Below are 19498 nucleotides of genomic sequence, written 5' to 3'. Positions count from 1 at the left end.
GATTACTCCAGTGATTCGTTGTTCTGCGCTGCGTCCGAGCGACCTTGCAGATCCCGTGCGATATTCGACCAATTGACCGCGCATTGGTACGCGAATTCGATGATGTGGTCCCGCGTATGGGGGAGAATGGCGTCGGCGATCTGCTCGAGATCGCTGCTCTTCACCGCGCGCTGATGCATCCACCGCAGGAGGTCGCGGCCGCTGGCACTCATACGTAGTGCGGGGTCCCTGGACAAAACGGCCAGCAGGGCGCCGAGATCGGCGGGCCTCTCGGGATTGAGCGGGGAGTTGAGCCGATCGAGTGTTTCCGAGAGTTTGCTCTCCGGCTCGGATGGTGCAGTGAGACTACGGTTTTCGTTCGTGTGGAGGAGGGGGTCCTCCCCGCGTTTGAGTCGGGTGCGCACATCTCGAACGGTCGAGGGGGACAACCCGACCTCTTGGGCGATGCTGCGCAGGGAGGCATCGGGCCGGGCCATGATCAGCTCGGCGGCGGTCCGCCGCGCCGACTTGGTGTCGACCGGTCGCAGGCGGCCGTCGCTGCCCAGGCGATGGCTGGACCGTGAATCGTCGTGGATGCGGCCCCGGATCGATGCGACGGTCTTCGCCGACAGTCCCGCGGTGGTCGCGATCGAACGATCCGACCAATGCGGATGCGTCCGCATGATCCGTTCCGCGGCGGTCCGCCGATCGGTGAGTGACAGTGGCAGGCCGTGGGTTGTGTTCTCGCGGACCCCGACTATGAATGCGAGTTCCTCGGAACCGTCCACCAGATATGCATCAATATGTGTGAATCCCTTCAGTCGCGCGGCGGAGGTGCGGTGAAATCCGTCGATAACCCGCATTGTGGGCCGATGAACGAGAATTGGCGGCAACGGCCATTCGGCCTCGACCAACCGTTCGATGTGGGAATGATCCTCACCCTCGGATCTGGGGGATCCGGCGGTGACCAGCGATACAATCTCTAGGGATGTCTTGACGCGATTCACGTTCTAGAAATGCTCCAAATGCGTTGTGCCCCTGGGCCTGATCGAAAATTACCGCAGGTGCATCATTCCGGCAAGGGTGCTCGGGATTGCGAACACAGCCGTTGTGATCGTCCCCCCGCCCACCACCATGCCAGGCGGTGCCGACTCGCGCCCGCCGGCGCCCGTCCCGGGGCTGTGCAACTGGGTGAAAGCCGCAGTTGCACAGCGTGATTCGATGCATTGCCGCAGGTGACCGCCCGGTACGGGGTGAGCGTTCACACAATTGTGACGGCTCACACCCGCGGCGTCTCTCCCGGTGAGATCGGCTACTCGCGTTCGGCCCTTGTCGTGACGATCGACATGTGCGGTAATACCGTGGCCGACTTCGGTTGCGGTACATGTAAATCGCAATCACAGAGATTTGCTCGTCGGCTGACAGCTCACCCGATCGTCTTGCTCGGGACCTTCTATTTTCGACAGTGGGTGAAATGGACGCGGCAATCGTCCCGCTCCGATGGGTGGGGCCGGTCAAGATCACCGGTAATGTGGTGGACGAGCCGGTCGAAATCCCGTTGGCCACATACGAATCGCCACTGTGGCCATCGGTGGCGCGCGGCGCCAAGATCACCAGGCGCTGCGCGCGCGGCATCGTGGCCACGCTCGTCGACGAGCGGATGACCCGGTCGGTGCTGCTCGAGGCCGACGACGCCGGTACCGCGCTGGCGGCGGCGCGCAGTCTCGCGGACTCGATGGGTGAGTTGCGCCGGATCGTGTCCGAATGCAGCCGGTACGCCGAACTGCTGGAGGTCCGCCACCAGATCGCCGGCAATCTGCTGTTCCTGCGATTCGAGTTCTCCACCGGCGACGCGTCCGGCCACAATATGGCGACCCTGGCCGCCGATGCCCTCCTCGCGTACGTCGTGCGAACGTTCCCGGGCCTGCGCTACGAATCCGTGTCGGGGAATTTCTGCACCGACAAGAAGGCGTCCGCGGTCAACGGCATCCTGGGACGCGGGAAGAACGTGGTGACCGAATTGCTGATCCCTCGTGCCGTGGTGGAGAACGATCTGCATACGACCGCGCGGCGGGTGGCGGCGCTCAATGTCCGGAAGAACCTGATCGGAACGAACCTGGCGGGCGGAATCCGTTCCGCGAACGCGCATTACGCGAACATGTTGCTGGCCGTCTACCTGGCCACCGGCCAGGACGCGGCGAATATCGTCGAAGGCTCGCAGGGCATCACGCACGCCGAGAACCGCGACGGTGATCTCTATTTCTCGTGCACGCTGCCGAACCTCATCGTCGGAACCGTCGGCAACGGAAAGGGTCTCGATTTCGCCGCCGCGAATCTGGCCAGGCTGGGATGCCGCGACGACCGTCCGACGGGGGAGAACTCCCGGCGTCTCGCCGTGGTGACCGCGGCGGCGGTCCTGTGCGGCGAACTGTCGCTGATGGCGGCCCAGACGAACTCGGGGGAATTGATGCGGACACACCTGAATTTCGAACGCTCACCATCGGATGGAGGGAATTGACGTGGCGTTGACCGTCGGAATTCACGATATCGCCTTGGCGACCGGGCATTACGCGCTGAGCCTCGAGGACCTGGCGGAGCGGCACGGCGTCGATCCCGGCAAGTACACCGTCGGCCTGGGGCAGACCACGCAGACCGTACCGGCGACGGACGAGGACATTGTCACCATGGCCGCCGCGGCGGCGAAGCAGATCATCGCCGAGCACGACGCGGGGGACATTCGCACCGTTCTGCTCGCCACCGAAACCGGGATCGACCAGTCCAAGGCGGCGGCGGTCTACGTGCAGGATCTGCTGGGACTGTCGTCCTCGACCCGGGCGGTGGAATTGAAGCAGGCGTGTTACGGCGGCACCTCGGCGCTGCAGTTCGCGGCCGGGCTCGTGCATCGCGACCCCGAGCAGCGAGTATTGGTGCTCGCCAGCGATATCGCGACATACGATGTCGATTCCGCGGGCGAGGCCACGCAGGGTGCGGCCGCGGTCGCCATGCTGGTGTCGGCGGATCCGGCCGTCGCCGTCCTGGAACCCACCTCGGGTCTGTACACCGCCAATGTGCAGGATTTCTGGCGGCCGAATTACCGTTCGACACCGATGGTCGACGGCAAGCTGTCGGTCTCGTTGTATCTCGAAGCGGCGGAACAGGCGTGGAAGGACTACGAGGCTCGTGGCGGTCGCGCGATCGAGGATTTCGCGGCCTTCTGCTATCACCAGCCCTTCACGAAAATGGCCTACAAGGCCCACGCGCGGCTGCTCGAGATCCACGGTATCGACGCCCATATGGCTCGGCTGGACGCGGATCTCGCGCACACCACCAGCTACAACCGCCTGATCGGCAACAGTTATACGGCCTCGCTGTATGTGGCCCTGTTGTCGTTGCTCGACCACGCCGAGGATTTGAGTGGCCGCTCGGTCGGGATGCTGAGTTACGGATCGGGATGTGTCGCGGAGTTCTTCGGATTGTCGATGGTGCCGGGATACCGGCAACGGCTGCGGACCTCGTCCAATCAGGACGCCATCGCGCGACGGGAGTCGATCTCCTACGAAAGGTATCGTGCGATAAGGGATTTCGAATTGCCCGAAGACGGTTCGTCGACGGTGCTGGAGGTGGACGGCGCGGGAGGGTTCCGTTTGCGAGCCGTCGCCGAGCATTCGCGAATGTACGAGGCATGTCACCCGATTCAGGCATGAGGATGGATGCGAAACCCTCGGATTGCGGCACGCTCGGCAAGGGCCGGGCGGCCGCCAAACTGATTCTGCTCGGTGAACATGTGGTGTTGTACGGCCGTCCGGCGATCTCGCTGCCGGTGCCGCAGATCGGGGTGCGGGCCACCGCCTATCGATCCAGGGGAACCGCCGCGCGGCTGGGCGACACGGCGGTGTCGCGGCAGGCGATGGCGGCGGTCTGCGCGCATCTCCGGGTTCCGGAGGACGGCCTGGCCGTCGCCGTGGACAGCGATATCCCCAGCGAGCGCGGATTGGGTTCCAGCGCGGCCGTCGCCGCGGCCATCATCGCGGCGGTGGCCGATCTGTGGGATCGGCAGCTCTCCGGCGAAACCCTTTTCGCGCTGATTCAGGAGTCGGAGACGTTGGCGCACGGAAACGCCAGCGGCGTCGACGCGCGCACGGTGATCGGCGCGGGCGGGCCGCTGTGGTTCCAGGATGGGGTGGCGCGGTCACTTCCGGTGGCGGACAGCGCGGATCGCGCGGTCCTGGTGGTGGCCGACACCGGGATAGCCGGGAGCACTCGGCAGGCGGTGGCGACCGTGCGCGGGCGACTCCGCGAGCTCGGCGCGGTGGGTGCGGAGTTGCTCGAGCAGGCCGGGGACCTCACCCTCGGTGCCGCCGAGGATCTGCGGCTCGGGCGGTTGGCCGAGCTGGGCCGTGCCATGACCGCGACACAACGGATTCTGGTGCGGTTGGGCGTCAGCTGTCCGGCCGTGGACGACCTGGTGGCCGCCGCGCTGGCCGGGGGCGCGCTGGGCGCGAAACTCTCGGGCGGCGGACTCGGCGGCTGCGTCATCGCACTGACCACCGATGCTCCGGCTACCCGCGCGGCACTGCTCGCCGCGGGCGCGCATCGTTGTTTCGAGGTTCCGCTGAAACCGGTGCGCGCATGAATTCCGTGGCAGCGGTCGCGCATCCGAACATCGCCTTGATCAAGTACTGGGGCAAGCGAGACGAAGCCCTGCACCTGCCCATGACCACCAGCGTGTCGCTGACCCTGCGGGAATTCCCCACCACGACCACGGTCACGGTGCGGCCGGACCTCGCCGCCGACCGGGTGACCTTCGCCGGAGCACCGGCGCCCGAGGCCTTCGCGGAGCGGGTCTCGCGGTTTCTGGATCTGGTGCGTGAGCTGTCGCGCGACCGTCGGCATACCGCGGTGGATACCGTGAACACCGTGCCGACCGGAGCCGGGTTGGCCTCCTCCGCGGCGGGTTTCGCCGCACTGGCGCTGGCCGCCGCGACCGCCTACGGGCTGGATCCCGATCCCCGCGCGCTGTCCCGGCTCGCGCGGCGCGGGTCCGGCAGTGCGTCGCGATCGATCTTCGGCGGCTTCGCGGTGTGGTGGCGCGGTGCGGGTGACGGCGAGTCCGGTGATCTGAGCAGTTTCGCCGAGCCGATCGACGCGCCGCTGCTGAACCCGGCGCTGGTGGTCGCGCTGGTCGACACCCGCGAAAAGGCGGTTCCCAGCAGGGAAGCCATGCGGCGGACCGTCGCCACCTCGCCGTTCTACCCGGCGTGGGTGGAGGAATCCGCCCGGGACCTGGATCGCATGCGGAGGGCGCTGGGCGAGGGCGACCTGGCGACCGTCGGGGAAATCGCCGAGGCGAACGCCCTCGGGATGCATGCGACCATGCTGGGCGCTCGGCCGGCCGTGCGGTATTTCGCCCCCGGCACCTTCCGGGTGCTGGACCGGGTGCTGGAGTTGCGTGCCGCGGGAATCGGCGCGTGGGCCACGATGGACGCGGGTCCGAACGTGAAGGTGCTGTGCGATTCCCGCGACAGCGCCGCCGTGGCGGCCGCCGTCGCCGAGGTGGCCGGGGGAGCGGAGCGGGTCGTGGTCACCACCGCGGGGCCGGGCGCCGCCCTCTCCGGCAGCGGACATCGATGATCACGGTCGCCGTTCCCGGCAAGCTGTACATCGCGGGCGAATACGCGGTCCTGGAGCCGGGCAGCGCGGCAGTGCTGATCGCCGTCGATCGCTATGTGCGAGTGCGCCTGACTCCGACGCCGTCGATCGGCCCGGCGGTCCGGACGATCACCACCGATCATGCCCGGGGACGTTCCATCGAATTCGTCCACCGGGGAGCGGGTTTCGAGCCTGTCTCGGCGGCGGAGGCCGATGCGGCCGGGCTGTCCCATGTGCTGGCAGCCTTGGCCATGGTCGATCGCTACGCCGCCGGGTCGGGGCGGGGGCCGGTCGGCTTCGCCCTGGATATCGATTCCCAGCTGGACGATGCCGAGACCGGCCGCAAGTACGGGCTGGGCTCCTCCGGGGCGGTGACCGTCGCGGCGGTGCGGGCCGCCGCCCGGGCGTACGGGTTGCCGTTGGATGCCGCCACCGAACTGAAACTGGCTCTGCTGTCGGTCTTTTCGGTGGATCCGCACTGCTCAGGAGGCGATGTCGCGGCCTCGGCGCGGGGCGGCTGGGTGTACTACCGGACCCCGGATCGCGCGGCACTGATCAGCGCACTGGCGCGGCGCGACCTCGACCTCGGGGCGCTGCTGCGGCAACCGTGGAAACACCTGGCCGCACGGTCGTTGCCGTCGCCCCGGGAGCTGTCGCTGCAGGTGGGCTGGGTCGGACGACCGGCGAGTTCGAGCGCCCTGGTCGCGGCGATGAAACAAGCCGCCCGACAGCATCGTTCGGTGTATCGGCGGTTCGTCGACGCCAGCGATCGGTGTGTCGAACAACTCGTGACGGCGTGCCGAGCGGGCGACGATCGCGCGATCGAACTCGCGCTGAGCGCGGCGGGCCGATTGCTCCGCGATCTGGCCGCGGCCTCCGGGGTGGCCATCGAAAGCCCCGAACTGTCTCGATTGCGGTGTCTGGCCGAGGAACTCGGCGCGGTGGCGAAGAGCTCCGGCGCGGGGGGCGGCGACTGCGGGATCGCCCTGATCGATCCCGCCCGAGTACCGGCCCTGCGGCGACGGTGGCGAGCCGGCGGAATCGAACCGCTGAATCTCCGGGTACCCGAGAGGAAAGAGAGCATCAGATGAGCTATGCCACCCGCAAGGACGATCATGTCCGCCTGGCCGTCGCGCAGCATCGGGAGTCGATGGCCGGGCAGCGCCCATCCCCGTTCGAGGATGTCGCCTTCGTTCACCATGCCGTGCGGGGCACCGCGGAGCGGGCCGTCTCGCTGGCCACCGAGGTGGGCGGCGCGACGTGGCCGGTGCCGCTGTACATCAACGCCATGACCGGCGGTAGCGCCCGCACCGGCGAGGTGAATCGCGGGCTGGCGATCGCCGCGCGGGAGACCGGCCTGGCGATCGCGTCGGGCTCGATGAGCGCCTATCTGGCGGACAGCTCGGTGGCCGGGACCTATCGCGTGCTGCGCGAGCAGAATCCGGACGGCTACGTCATCGCCAATGTCAATGCCAATGCCACACCGGAGATGGCGGCACGCGCCGTGGAGCTGTTGCGGGCCGACGCACTCCAGGTGCACGTCAATGCGATCCAGGAGATCGTGATGCCGGAGGGGGATCGGGACTTCTCGGCCTGGCCGCGCAATATCGCCCGCCTCGCCGAATCACTCGGCGTTCCGGTGATCGTGAAGGAGGTCGGATTCGGGATCAGCGCCGATACGGTCACGCAACTGGCAGACCTCGGCGTGCGGATCGTTGACGTATCAGGCAACGGCGGAACGAATTTCGCGCTCATCGAGAACGCCAGGCGGCGTCGAGCCGACTTCGGCCTGCTGGCCGACTGGGGCCTGTCCACCCCGGCGTGCCTGGTCGATGGGGCCGAAGTGGCCGCGCTGCGCGGGGTCACCGTGCTCGCCTCCGGCGGGGTGCGAACTCCGCTCGACGTCGTCCGCGCCCTGGCGCTCGGCGCTCGGGCGGTGGGGGTCTCGGGACACTTCCTGTCGATCCTCGAAGCGGCGGGCGTCGACGCGCTGATCGAGGCCATCGACGCGTGGATCGCTCAGATCCGGCAGCTCATGGTGGTGCTCGGCGCGGAAACCGTGCACGCACTGGCGAACGCGGACGTGCTGTTGACCGGTGGGCTCGCCGAGCTGTGCAGACTGCGCGGGATCGACCCGGCCGCCTACGCGCGGCGCAGTCGGTCTACTCGCGAGTAGCGATAATCGAGTGTTGTTACCCGCGAGTAACTTAGAGCGTGTTATGGTGCGTCGACCGACGAACGACATTGCGTCCCTTCGTAAGTGAAAGGCCACTGCATGAGCCCCCTGCAAATAACGCTGGGCATCATCTCCATACTGATCGGTGTCCCAGCGTGGGCTGGGTTTGTCTTGGCGATACGCAAGATGGTGCGCACCATCCGGCTGGGGCAGCCGGCCCCCGACCGGTTCGGGCCGTTCCTGCCGCGATTCGCCACCATGGTCAAGGAATTCGCCGCGCACACGCGCATGGTGAAGTTCCGGACCGTCGGGTGGGCGCACTGGCTCGTCATGGTCGGCTTCCTGATCGGGTTCGTCACGGTCTTCCAGGCGCAGGGGCAGATCTTCAGCCCCACGTTCACGTGGCCGTGGGTCGGTGACACCCTCGCCTACCACCTCCTCGACGAGCTGCTCGGCCTCGGGACCATCGTCGGCGGGCTGACGCTGGTGATCATTCGGCAGTTGAACCACCCGCGCCGGCCCGAGCGGCTGTCCCGGTTCTCCGGCTCGAACTTCCTGGCGGCGTATTTCGTCGAGTTCATCGTGGTCGCCGAGGGCATCAGCATGGTCGGCGTCAAGGCGTTCGTCATCAGCTACACCGGGGAATCGCACGCCGCCAGCGACTTCGTCAGCATGAATATCGCCAGGGTGCTGCCGTCGAGCGCCGGGGCGGTCTCGGTCTTCGCGTTCTGCAAGCTGATGGCGGCGCTGGTGTGGGTGGTCGTGGTCAGTCGCAATATCGACTGGGGTGTGGCGTGGCATCGGTTCGCGGCGTTCTTCAATATCTATTTCAAGCGTGAGGCCGACGGCGACGTCGCCCTGGGCGCGGCCAAGCCGATGATGTCGGGCGGCAAGCCGATCGAGATGGAGACCGCTGATCCGGACAACGACACCTTCGGTGTCGGCAAGTTCGAGGACTTCTCCTGGAAGGACATCCTCGACGTCACCACCTGTACCGAGTGTGGTCGTTGTCAGTCGCAGTGCCCGGCCTGGAACACGGGCAAGCCGCTCTCGCCGAAGCTGTTGATCATGTCGCTGCGTGACCATGGTTACGCCAAGGCCCCATACCTGCTGGCCGGTGACAAGGCCAAGGTTTCCGAGGCGGCGCGTGCGGAGGCGGAGCGTCCGTTGGTCGGTGGCGAGGATGTCAACGGCGTCATCGATCCGGAGGTGTTGTGGTCGTGCACGACGTGTGGTGCGTGTGTGGAGCAGTGCCCGGTGGATATCGAGCATGTCGATCACATCATCGATATGCGTCGCTATCAGGTGTTGATCGAGTCGGAGTTCCCCTCCGAGCTGGCGGGTTTGTTCAAGAACTTGGAGAACAAGGGCAACCCGTGGGGTCAGAACGCCAAGGATCGCCTGAACTGGATCTCCGAGGTCGACTTCGAGGTTCCGGTCTTCGGTAAGGACGCGGACTCCTTCGACGGCTATGAGTATCTGTTCTGGGTGGGTTGCGCGGGTGCGTATGAGGACCGCGCGAAGAAGACCACCAAGGCTGTCGCGGAGTTGCTGGCGACCGCGGGTACGAAGTTCATGGTGCTCGGGCAGGAGGAGACCTGCACCGGTGACTCGGCTCGCCGCGCGGGCAACGAGTTCTTGTTCCAGCAGTTGGCGATGCAGAACATCGAGTTGCTGAACTCGGTGTTCGAGGGTGTCGAGCAGGCCAAGAAGAAGATCGTCGTGACCTGTGCGCATTGCTTCAACGCGCTCAACAACGAGTATCCGCAGGTGGGTGGCACCTACGAGGTCGTGCACCACACTCAGCTGCTGAACCGTCTGGTGCGGGGCAAGGCGTTGGTGCCGGTGTCGCCGGTCGCGCAGAACGTGACCTATCACGACCCCTGCTATCTGGGTCGGCACAACAAGATCTACAACGCGCCGCGTGAGTTGATGGAGGCCTCGGGCTCGACTCTGGTCGAAATGCCGCGTCACGCTGAACGTTCCATGTGCTGTGGCGCGGGTGGCGCGCGTATGTGGATGGAAGAGCAGCTCGGCAAGCGCATCAACATCGACCGGGTCGACGAGGCGCTCGACACGTTGAAGGGCGGCAACGAGCCGTCGATGATCGCGACGGGTTGCCCGTTCTGCCGGGTGATGCTGACCGATGGTGTGACTGCCCGTAAGGACGGTGGCGAGGTCGGTCAGGGTGTCGAGGTCGTCGATGTCGCGCAGCTGATGTTGCAGTCCATCAACCGTGTGGACGCCGCGACCCTGACCGAGAACTTGAAGGTCGTCCAGACCCCCAAGGCCGAGCCCGAGCCGGAGCCCGCTCCGGAGCCGGTCAAGGCCGCGGTCGCGGTCGCGGAGGCTCCGGCCGAGGCCGCGCCGAAGGCCGCTGCGGCCGGTGGCGGCCTGGGTATGAAGGGTGGTCTGAAGCCGCCGGGCGGCGGCAAGGGCCTGGCCATGAAGGGCGGGCTCAAAGCTCCTGGCGCGAAGACCGCCACAGCTGCCGCCGAAACCGCCTCCGCTGCTGAGGCTCCCGAGGCCGAGACTCCGGCGGCCCCGACCGCCAAGCCGGGCGGACTCGGAATGAAGGGCGGCCTCAAGGCCCCCGGCGGCAAGGGTCTGGCCATGAAGGGCGCCGCCAAGGCTCCCGGCGCGAAGGCCGAAACCGCTTCCACCGCCGCGGCTCCCGCCGAGGCCGCTCCGGCCGAGGCCGCCGCCGCTCCGGAAGCTCCGGCCGCCGAGGCCAAGCCGTCCATCGCGCCCAAGGGCCTGGCCATGAAGTCCGGTCTGAAGCGTCCCGGCCCGAAGGCTCCGGGTGCTGCGGCTCCGGCCGCCGCCGTGGCTGCGGAAGCGCCCGCTGCTCCGGCCGATTCGGCTCTGGAGACTCCGGACGGCTCGGAGAGCAACGGCACCCCGGACGCCAAGGGAACGTCCGAAGGCAATGGCGCTGCCAAGCCGCCCGCCTCCAAGCCGGGTGGGCTCGGGTTCAAGTCGGGCATGAAGGCGCCGGGTAAGAAGAGCTAGGGCGGGCTGAAACACCGGGCAGTCGAACCGGATGGACGTGGGCGGCGCTACCGATCGGTAGCGCCGCCCACGTCGTTTTCGTCGCCAGGATCAGGGGAATCGCTTGGCGATCGCGGTCGCGATCTCGTCCGGTGCGTGTTCCTGGATGAACTGCTGGGCGCGGGGCAGTTCGACTACCTCCAGGTCGGTGAATGTCGCTCGCATGCGGGGGATGTGGCCCTTCGGACGGTAGACCATGTCTCGCATGCCCCACACCAGCAGGGTTGGCTTGTCCGCGAGGATGGCGGGGACGTCTCGGGAGAGTTGCTCCAGGAGCGGGCGGGCGTCGCGAATCTGTTTGGCTATCACGCCGAGTCCGCGTCGGGCTTCGGTCGTGGGCTGCACCGAGCGGTAGTGGTCGATCTCCGCGGGGGTGAGCTTGCGGCCCAGCTCTCCGAGGAGGACGCGCTCGACCAGGAAGTTCTTCTCGAGGACTTGGCGCTGCATCATCGGGGTGCGGATGAGCCTGCTGAAGATCTGGTTCGCCGTGGCTTCGGGCGGCCAGAAGGTGGTGTTGCCCAGCACGATGCCGCGCAGTCGATCGGCGCGGGTGGTGACGGCGCCCAGTCCGATGGGGCCGCCCCAGTCGTGTCCCATCACAATGAAGTCGTCGAGCTCGAGGTGATCGATCAGCTCGCCGAGGATCGCGGTGTGTTCGGCGACCGTGTAGCCGAAATCGTCCGGGCGCTCGGACAATCCGAAGCCCAGGTAGTCGATGACGACGCAGCGGTACCGGCTCCGCAGTTCCTTCACGACGTGGCGGTAGAGGAAGCTCCACGTCGGAACGCCATGGCAGAACAGGATTGTCGGTCCGGAGCCCTCGTCGATGTAGTGCACCCGGCCGGCGGACGAGTCGAACCAGCGGGACTCGAAGGGGTACAGATTCTTGTCGGGAACGAAGTCGATCAGCATTGCAACCTCTCTGCGTGACGAGACACTGTCTGATATACCCCGCCCGCGGGTGATCACGTGAATTGCTCACCGTTTTGGTTGTACAAAAGCCTGTGCAACTGACGAAGGTAGCGGTTGAACACCCTTGGGCTACATCGGATTCCGTTGTAGGCTCGCAGCACTGGAATCGCGATACGCCGTATAAGGATCGATGGGGTGTGCTATTTCGATACCGACACTTGACGAATTTCTGGGTAAGCCGGCAGAAGAGAGACTCGATTGGGTAAATGAGTCCGAGGGGTTGACGGCAGGAATTCGAGCGCGGCTCGAGCTGTTCCTCTCATTCGCTCGCCCGCGCACCTGCTTGCCGGGAATGCTGGCGTTCTGCCTTTCTTGCAAAATGCTGGGCCTGTCGATCGACCTGGATGTTCTGATCGGCTTTGCGATCACCTTCCTGTACAGCGCGGTCGCCAATCTGTTCAACGGGTACTCGGATGTCGCGGAAGACAACGAGAATCTTCCGGCCCGCCTGTACCTGCTCGGTCTCTACGGCCGTCGGCGGCTGCTGCGCAGCTCCTATGCCGTATGCCTGATCATGCTGGCGCTGGCGGCGCTGGTGAGCCCGATTTTCGTTGTGCTGACCGCGGTGTGCGTGGTCATCGCGCACCAGTACTCCTTGCGGCCGTTCCGGGTGAAGGCGCGGCCGGTGTCGTCGATCGCTCTGTTCGCGCTGGATGTCGCCTTTCCGTTCCTGATGGCTCCCGCGGTGGCGAAGCATGGCCCGGCGGTGCTCGGGAATTGGCCGTTCATCCTCATGGCCGCGTATCTGTTCCTCTGGTTCGCGGCCAAGGGATTGGTGAAGAACCTGCCCGACTACTACGGCGACAAGAGCGCCGGACTGAAGACCTCGGCGACACTCAGCCCGACGCGGAAGCAGGCGGCGATCGTGGCCGCGGCGGGTACGATTGCCGCCTACTTGGGACCGGTATTCCTGGTGGCCAGTGGACAATTCGCGGCGAAATACCTGCTGACCCTGGTGTGGTTCCCGATCGTCTGCGTTCAATGCGCGCGGATGATCCTGCGCGATGACGCCCACTCGGCGAACAACATGCTGCGTGCCGACATGGTGGTATCGACGGGATATCTGTCGACCTGGATTCTGCTGGTGGACCCGTCCATTTCCTCGATCAGCATCGTGCTGGGCTCGCTGATCATCATTTTCCTGATGGATGCGCTGAAGCTCGATACCCGCAGAAAGAAGGATGTCGTCTGATGTGGAGCGAGTATCGCTCGAACGAAGAGACCGAGTATTCTGCTGTCACCCTGGACCTTTCGAACAATGCACTGCCTTTCGCTCCATTGCCGAGCGTCCGCAAAGCAATTGAGGCCGAAGTGGATCGCGCGGCCGACTACCCTGCGGCCGCCTACGGATCGCTGCGGAATGCCATCGCCGACTTCGCGGGCTTCGACCCCGACCAGGTCATCGTCGGGCCGGGCAGTGTGGGCGTGCTCGGATACATCATGCGGCGGGTCGCCGGTGATGGCGGCCGGGTTGTCTTCGCGGTACCGGCCTTCGATGCCTACGAGCGCGTTGTGGTGGATGCCGGTGGAACGGCGGTTCCGGTGCGGGGCGCCGAGAGCCGGTGGCAGCCGGTCGAGTCGATGGTGGCGGCGGCCGGGGACGATGCGGCCGCGATCCTGATCTGCTCGCCCCACAACCCGACGGGTGAGCGAGTGTCGCTCGACGAGATCGGGATGGTCCTGAGCGCGGTTCCGCGGCACACGGTCGTCGTGGTGGATGAGGCCTATATCGACTTCGATCGCACCGTCGATGCCTCGGCGACCTTCCGGCTGACTTCCGCACACCCGAATCTTGTTGTCCTGCGTACCTTCTCGAAGGCCTACGGTCTGGCGGGTCTGCGCGTGGGATACGCGGTCGGAGACGCGGGATTGATCGGCGCCTGCCGAACCGTCGCCATGCCTTTCGGAGTGAATCGACTGGCGGTGGCCGCGGCCATCGCATCCCTGGATGTCAGTGATGAGCTGGCCGATCAGGTCGATCGGGTCGTTCATTGCCGATCACAGTTCATCGAATCGGCTCGCGCGCACGGACTTTCCGTTCCCGAATCGCACGGCAATTTCCTGTGGGTGCCGATGCGGCATCCGGCCCCGCTCGTCGACTGCTTCTCCCGCTCAGGGATCGCGGTACGCGAATATCCGGACCTCGGCGTCCGAATCACCGTGCCCGCACCGGAACACATGGATCACGTTGTCGAAGTCCTCGCGGATGGATACAGCCGAATGGAGGCAACCGCATGCCACAGATGAATCCGCATCTCGGGGCCGACCTCATGGGCCGGCCACGGTTCGCCGACGCACTGGTGGATCGATTGGTCCGAAACGATGTTCGCTACATCTTCGGAATGCCCGCGGAATCGGTGAATTGCCTTGTCGACGCGGTCGGTCGGCGAGAGGAGATCGGGCTGATCGCGGTTCGTCATGAGAGCGCGGCCTCGTGGATGGCCGTCGGCTACGCCCGCCGGTCGGGCACCGTCGGGGTGTGCTTCGGCACGGCCGGTCCCGGTGCGACGCATCTGCTGCCCGGCGTCTATGACGGGCGCTACGACCGCGTGCCGGTGCTCGCGATCTCCGGACAGGTGCACCTGGGTGATATCGGGACGCAGTCGTTCCAGGAGATCGATTCCTCGCGACTGTTCGCGGACGGGACGTGGCGATCGGCGGACATCATGTCGGCCGACCAGATCGGCGTCTTCGACCAGATCATGCTCGGCATCCGGCTCGAGCAGACCTCGGCGCACGTCGCCATCCCCTCGGACCTGCTGATCGCACCGGTCGGCGAGCGGGAACAGCCGAGCCCGTATCGGCTGGACCGGCGCAGCCCGACGAGGGTCGACAAGAAGCGCATCGACGACCTCGCCGACCACCTCTGCGCGAACCCGACGCCGATCGTCTTGGGTTCCGGCAGCGGGAAATCCGTCGAGCAGGCCCGGTTACTCGCACAGGCACTGGATGTTCCGCTGCGGGCGCTGCCCGAATCCGGAATCCCGGAGGCGCTGGTATCTCCCGTCGACGATGAGCGAACCGCGGCGGCAGACGACAGCGTTGTGCTGATCGGCCGGCCGACCGTCGGTGTGGAGCGCTACTACCCCTCGGCGCAGATCCTGATCGAAATCACCGATCTCGCGACGTCCGGGTTCGACACCGGATGCCGCAGGATCGGCATCGCCGGCGATATTCCGGCGATTCTGGAGTCCCTGACCGAGGCGGTATCGAGCCGCAGGGGCGCACCGGCGGCATCGGAGCGGCCGTCGGGAATCCCGCAGACCGCGGATGCGCCCGAGGGCTGGGCCGTGCTCGCGCGACTGCTGGCGGGAGCCGCTGTCGCCGTCGATCCCGGTCCGATACAACGACTGTCGCGCCGATATCTGAGTGAGCACGCGGACATCCACAGTGCGTGGAATCTGGCAGCCGAGGGTTCGGCGCTGCCGATGTCGATGGGCCTGGCGCTGGCGGCCGGCGATCGCGCCTACGCGCTGACCGAACTCGCGTCGCTGGACCAGTACATCGCGGAGCTGTCCACCGCCGCGCGATACACGGTTCCCGTCACGGTGATCTGCGCCGCGGAATCCGGCGCGACGATCAGCGATCTGGCGCGAGCCTTCGGAATCCCGGTGTTCTGGGCGAGCGACCCGAGCGAGCTGGCGTCGCGATTGGCAGCGGCCGGGCAGGCCGAGGGTCCCGCGGTGATCCTCACCTCGGCGCTGGAGATGGAAGCGGCGCTCACCGATACGACGCCCCGCGCCGACGCCGTCGAGTTCGCGAGCGATCTGCTCGGCGCGATTGCCGACCGTGGCATCGACTCGGTGTATCTGACGCGAACCGGCAGCGCGCGACTCGGTCTGACGAGTGCCGCGCGTCCGGACCTGGACCTGCGGACCGTCGCCGACACACAGGCGGCGGCCATGCGGGCGACCGCCGCGTTCAAGGCCGCCGGCACGACCGCCTGCGCCCTGGTGACCTCTCCCGCGGAACTGCTCGCGCAACTGAACGGGCTCTACGACGCCTCGTTCGACAGCGCCTCGGTGCTGCTGATCTCCTTCGAGATCGACCGCTGGTTCCTGGATCCGGTCGATCTGCTGGGGGAGATCTCGGCGATATCGGTGGTGCTGGACGGCACCGAGCAGGATTCGACGCGCCTTCGAGACGCGTTGCTGACCGTCGCCGGTGGCGGCAAGGGCGTGACGCATATTCACGTTTCCCATGCGGCGCTGTCGGCAGGCAACAGCGCGGCGCTCGTGAACAGCGCCGGCGCACTGAGCATTCCGACGTCATTGATCGGACTTCCCGGCAGCACGATGGCCGCACCCGACGAGATCGCGCGAGCGGCGGAACTCCTCGCGGCGGCCGAGAACGTCTCGATCGTCGTCGGCCGCGGCGCGGCGGGCGCACGACGGGAACTCCTCGAATTGGCCGCACGCACCCGGGCCCCGCTCTACTGCACGATGGGCGCGCTGGCCGCGGATGTCGTCGGGGATCATTGCGACGGCCTGGTCGGCACATCCGGCCACGACGTGGCGATGCAGAACATTCGTCAGAGCCAGGTCGTGATTCTGGTGGGTGTGTCCTGGCGAGGCTCCGCCTTCGAGCTCGCCGGCGACGGCCCGGTGATCTCCATCAATGCCGACGCACTGACCTTCCTCCGCCTCCCGCCGGAATCGATCGGCTTGCTCGGCGACGCGCGCGAGGTGCTGGAGGCGTTGATCGGGACCTCGAATGATCCTGTCGACGTGGACACTGTCGTCCGCATCGGCAAGCCCCCATCGAAGGGGCCGCGGGAGAGTGCGCGTCAGCTGCTCGCGGTGACAGCATCACAGATCATCGATCATGAGCTCGCGCAAGCGGATCGGGCCTCCACCCTGAGCGTCGATGTCGGCATCAACACCCTGTGGGCGTACCGCCACATCCGGTCGGCGACCAGATATCTGTGGACCGCGTCGTTCGCCACCATGGGATTCGCGGTGCCGGCGGCGGTGGATGTCGCGGTGCGCAATCCGAAGGACATCTCGGTGGCGATCGTCGGCGACGGCGGGATCGGCATCACGCTGGCCGAGCTCCGCAATGTCGCGAACGCCGAATCGACCACGGTCATCGTCGTTTTCAACAACGGCGCGCTCGCGGCCATCAAGTTCGAGAGCTGGATCATGGGCTGGCCGGACACCTCCTCGGAGTTCGCGCCCTTCGATTTCGCGAGCTTCGCGCGGCATTGTGGGCTCACCGGGGTGACGGCGCGGACGTCCGAGGAATTCGGGGCGGCGTTCCGAGCCGCGCTGCACACCGACGGCCCGACGCTCATCGACGCGCGCATCCCCGCGGTGGAGGCCCCCGCGCTGGCCGGGCGCATCCATGTTCGTCAGGTCGTGGGTCTGCTGTCGGGCTGGATCCGGGACGGCAAATCCGCGAGATCCGGGGCCTGGTCGATGGTGAAGGCCGTCGGCGCCGACGCGGCTGTTCAAGCCATGCGCCGGGTCGGGCGAAGCGAATGAAGTGCCCAGTCGATCGGAGAGGAGGGATTTGAATGGTCGGGACACGTCCTGCCACGCCTCAGGCAATGTTCACGAAAATAGCCCCGCGCTATGACCTGGTCAACTCATTGATGACATTGGGTGGCGACAAGAGGCTGCGCCGCGCGGCGGTCCGCATGCTCGGGCTCGAGGCCGGTGCGAGGGTGCTCGATGTCGCCGCGGGGACGGCCGAGATCGCGTCCGCGCTGGTCGCGGAGTATCGATTCCCGATCTCCTACAGCGCTGTCGATCTCAATGAGCAGATGCTGGAGGTCGCCGAACGCAAGCTGGCGCGGCTGCGGCGGGAGCACCCCCGCAGCGAGTTCGACCAGATGTGCGGCAGCGCGGAGGCTTTGACCTTCGAGTCGTCGACCTTCGACGCCGTCGTCATGTGCTTCGCGCTCGACGATATGGATGACCCGGCGGCCGCGCTCGCGGAGACGACCCGGGTGCTCCGCGCCGGCGGACGCTTTCTCCTGATCGAGCTCGCCCTGCCGGACAACAAGCTGCTGCTCGAGCTCATGAAGCTCCGCTTGCTCGTGATCCGCAGGGTCGCAGGACTATTCGGTATGGATCCCGTCGCCCACATGACCGAGGAAGTGGAATCGGATCGCGGCGCGGAGTACACGATCTCCCGCTGCGAGAGCGCCGGGCTGACGTTGGACAACCGAGCGCGGTACCACGGCGGCCTGGTCCGTGCGTACGTCTTCCGTAAGTAGAAGGATTCTCCATGGCCAATCAATGCCCGCATGTCGAGGCACCGAAGGTGCACTCCGTCACCAGCATCACCAGCCGTCGTCTCTCGAATGGGCATCTGCCTGGCCCGCCGGGCCACCGCATCATGGGCTCGTACCCGAAGTTCTCGAAGGATCGCAACAAGTTCCTGCGCGAGGCGGTCCGGCAGTACGGCGACGTCGTCCGGATCAAGCTCCCACTGCGCGACCTCGTCGTACTGGGCAATCCGGAAGACGTGCACAAGGCGATGGACGACACGTCCGGCGACTACAGCAAGTTCGGAAATTATCATCCGGCGCTGGCGAAACGGCAGAACGGGCTGTCGTTCATCGAGGGCGAGATCTTCCGGGAGCGTCGCCGAATCGTCAGTCCGCTGGTCACGCGGGACGGCCTGAAGAACACCTTTCAGGCCAATGTCGATGCCTACCTGCAGACCCTGGATGCGAATATCGCCGCGGCGACCGACGCCGACGGCGTGACCGATCTGCAAGAAGTCATATTTCAGACCCTCTTGCGCGGCGTGCTCAAGCAGACCTACACCGAGGACTTCACTCCGAAGGAGATGAAGGAACTGCACGAGGGCATGGCGACCTTCACCAAGTTCCTCGGATCGACGCTGAAGATCGCTGATCCGCCGAATCTGGTGCGTCCGTGGGGCCCGTACAAAATTCGGCCGTGGACGGTGCTTTCCGCGGCGAGGATCGTCAAGAACCGGGTTGTCGAGCGGCAGAACTCACCGGCGCTGGGAACCTATGGCGATGTCTTGGACGGCATGGTGCTCGGGTACAAGAAGCTGAAGACCCCCATGACCTTCTGGGACCTGTGCTTCGACGTCGCCACCATGACCAGCGCGTCGTACGGCACCACCGCCGGCGCCATCACCCAAACGGTCGTTCGCACCCTCCTCGACGCCGAGGCGACCGATCGTCTGGTGGAAGAGTGCGGCACGGTCGATCTGTCGCAACCGACCATCGAGTCGGTGCGCAGTCTGCGATGGGTGAAAGCCTGTTTCGAGGAATCGATCCGGATGCAAGGGTTTCCGCTCCTGCTGCGATTCACCGCCTCCGGGGCGAATTTCCAAGGGCTCGACATCGCGCCGAACACGATGCTGGGCGCCCCCATCTCGACGATCCACCGCGATCCGCGGTGGTGGACCGATCCCGACACCTTCGATCCCAATCGGTTCTACGACCACAGCAAACGGGTCGATCAGCCACGCCTGCTGCACTTCCTCGCGTGGGGCGCGGGCCCGCACCGATGCACCGGCGCCCAACTCGGATACCTGATCGCGCCCTACCTCGTCGCCCTGATCCTGAGCCAGTACAAGGTCGACATTCCGCCGAACTTCGTGATGCGCGAGGACACCGGTCTGGCACCGACATTCAAGGGCGGCTTCCGCGTTCGATTGACGCGACGTTGAAAGCCTTCAGCCGGA

At 66.3% G+C, this 19498-nt stretch carries 14 protein-coding genes; 12 read left to right on the top strand and 2 right to left on the bottom strand.

Annotated elements, in window-relative coordinates; translation table 11 throughout:
- Positions 1 to 2: 2 nt before the first annotated feature.
- On the bottom strand, positions 3 to 986 hold the full coding sequence (locus ACFRAQ_RS32070) for a ParB N-terminal domain-containing protein (protein WP_379106361.1): 984 nt from the start codon (positions 984 to 986) through the stop codon (positions 3 to 5).
- 467 nt (positions 987 to 1453) lie between these two features.
- Here ACFRAQ_RS32070 and ACFRAQ_RS32065 point away from each other — a divergent pair, with 467 nt between their 5' ends.
- The 7 genes from ACFRAQ_RS32065 to ACFRAQ_RS32035 all read left to right on the top strand — a co-directional run bounded on the left by ACFRAQ_RS32065 (position 1454) and on the right by ACFRAQ_RS32035 (position 10816).
- Complete coding sequence (locus ACFRAQ_RS32065) at positions 1454 to 2497, top strand: hydroxymethylglutaryl-CoA reductase (protein ID WP_379106358.1); 1044 nt, start codon at positions 1454 to 1456, stop codon at positions 2495 to 2497.
- A gap of 1 nt (position 2498) precedes the next feature.
- Positions 2499 to 3683: a hydroxymethylglutaryl-CoA synthase gene (locus ACFRAQ_RS32060; RefSeq protein ID WP_379106356.1), complete on the top strand. Its 1185-nt coding sequence runs from the start codon at positions 2499 to 2501 to the stop codon at positions 3681 to 3683.
- Between the two features lie 2 nt (positions 3684 to 3685).
- Positions 3686 to 4612, top strand: a complete 927-nt coding sequence (mvk, locus tag ACFRAQ_RS32055; RefSeq protein ID WP_379106354.1) for a mevalonate kinase — start codon at positions 3686 to 3688, stop codon at positions 4610 to 4612.
- Entirely contained in the window at positions 4609 to 5610 is a 1002-nt protein-coding gene (gene mvaD / locus ACFRAQ_RS32050; RefSeq protein ID WP_379106351.1) for a diphosphomevalonate decarboxylase, read from the top strand. Before mvk ends, mvaD begins: the two co-directional genes overlap by 4 nt.
- Positions 5607 to 6719, top strand: a complete 1113-nt coding sequence (locus tag ACFRAQ_RS32045; protein ID WP_379106349.1) for a phosphomevalonate kinase — start codon at positions 5607 to 5609, stop codon at positions 6717 to 6719. Before mvaD ends, ACFRAQ_RS32045 begins: the two co-directional genes overlap by 4 nt.
- Positions 6716 to 7804 carry a type 2 isopentenyl-diphosphate Delta-isomerase gene (fni, locus tag ACFRAQ_RS32040; protein ID WP_379106347.1) on the top strand — a complete coding sequence of 363 codons (1089 nt, stop codon included), beginning with the start codon at positions 6716 to 6718 and terminating at the stop codon, positions 7802 to 7804. The genes ACFRAQ_RS32045 and fni overlap by 4 nt, the downstream gene beginning before the upstream one ends.
- Positions 7805 to 7903: 99 nt before the next feature.
- Complete coding sequence (locus ACFRAQ_RS32035; RefSeq protein WP_379106344.1) at positions 7904 to 10816, top strand: (Fe-S)-binding protein; 2913 nt, start codon at positions 7904 to 7906, stop codon at positions 10814 to 10816.
- A 90-nt stretch (positions 10817 to 10906) separates the two neighbouring features.
- Here ACFRAQ_RS32035 and ACFRAQ_RS32030 read toward each other — a convergent pair whose 3' ends face one another.
- On the bottom strand, positions 10907 to 11767 hold the full coding sequence (locus tag ACFRAQ_RS32030; RefSeq protein WP_379106342.1) for a haloalkane dehalogenase: 861 nt from the start codon (positions 11765 to 11767) through the stop codon (positions 10907 to 10909).
- Between the two features lie 280 nt (positions 11768 to 12047).
- Here ACFRAQ_RS32030 and ACFRAQ_RS32025 point away from each other — a divergent pair, with 280 nt between their 5' ends.
- From ACFRAQ_RS32025 to ACFRAQ_RS32005, 5 genes are all read left to right on the top strand, one after another.
- Entirely contained in the window at positions 12048 to 13019 is a 972-nt protein-coding gene (locus tag ACFRAQ_RS32025; protein WP_379106340.1) for a UbiA family prenyltransferase, read from the top strand.
- Positions 13019 to 14074, top strand: a complete 1056-nt coding sequence (locus ACFRAQ_RS32020) for a pyridoxal phosphate-dependent aminotransferase (RefSeq protein ID WP_379106338.1) — start codon at positions 13019 to 13021, stop codon at positions 14072 to 14074. The genes ACFRAQ_RS32025 and ACFRAQ_RS32020 overlap by 1 nt, the downstream gene beginning before the upstream one ends.
- Positions 14062 to 17310 carry a thiamine pyrophosphate-binding protein gene (locus tag ACFRAQ_RS32015; protein ID WP_379106336.1) on the top strand — a complete coding sequence of 1083 codons (3249 nt, stop codon included), beginning with the start codon at positions 14062 to 14064 and terminating at the stop codon, positions 17308 to 17310. Before ACFRAQ_RS32020 ends, ACFRAQ_RS32015 begins: the two co-directional genes overlap by 13 nt.
- 65 nt (positions 17311 to 17375) lie before the next feature.
- Positions 17376 to 18047, top strand: coding sequence for a class I SAM-dependent methyltransferase (locus ACFRAQ_RS32010; RefSeq protein WP_379106334.1), 672 nt, complete (start codon positions 17376 to 17378; stop codon positions 18045 to 18047).
- A gap of 11 nt (positions 18048 to 18058) precedes the next feature.
- Positions 18059 to 19483: a cytochrome P450 gene (locus tag ACFRAQ_RS32005; RefSeq protein WP_379106332.1), complete on the top strand. Its 1425-nt coding sequence runs from the start codon at positions 18059 to 18061 to the stop codon at positions 19481 to 19483.
- Positions 19484 to 19498 lie beyond the last annotated feature (15 nt).

Source organism: Nocardia sp. NPDC056611 (assembly GCF_042792755.1).
Taxonomy (GTDB): Bacteria; Actinomycetota; Actinomycetes; order Mycobacteriales; family Mycobacteriaceae; genus Nocardia.
Note: the sequence above shows the minus strand (reverse complement) of the source record. Positions and strands in the feature narration are given on the sequence as shown.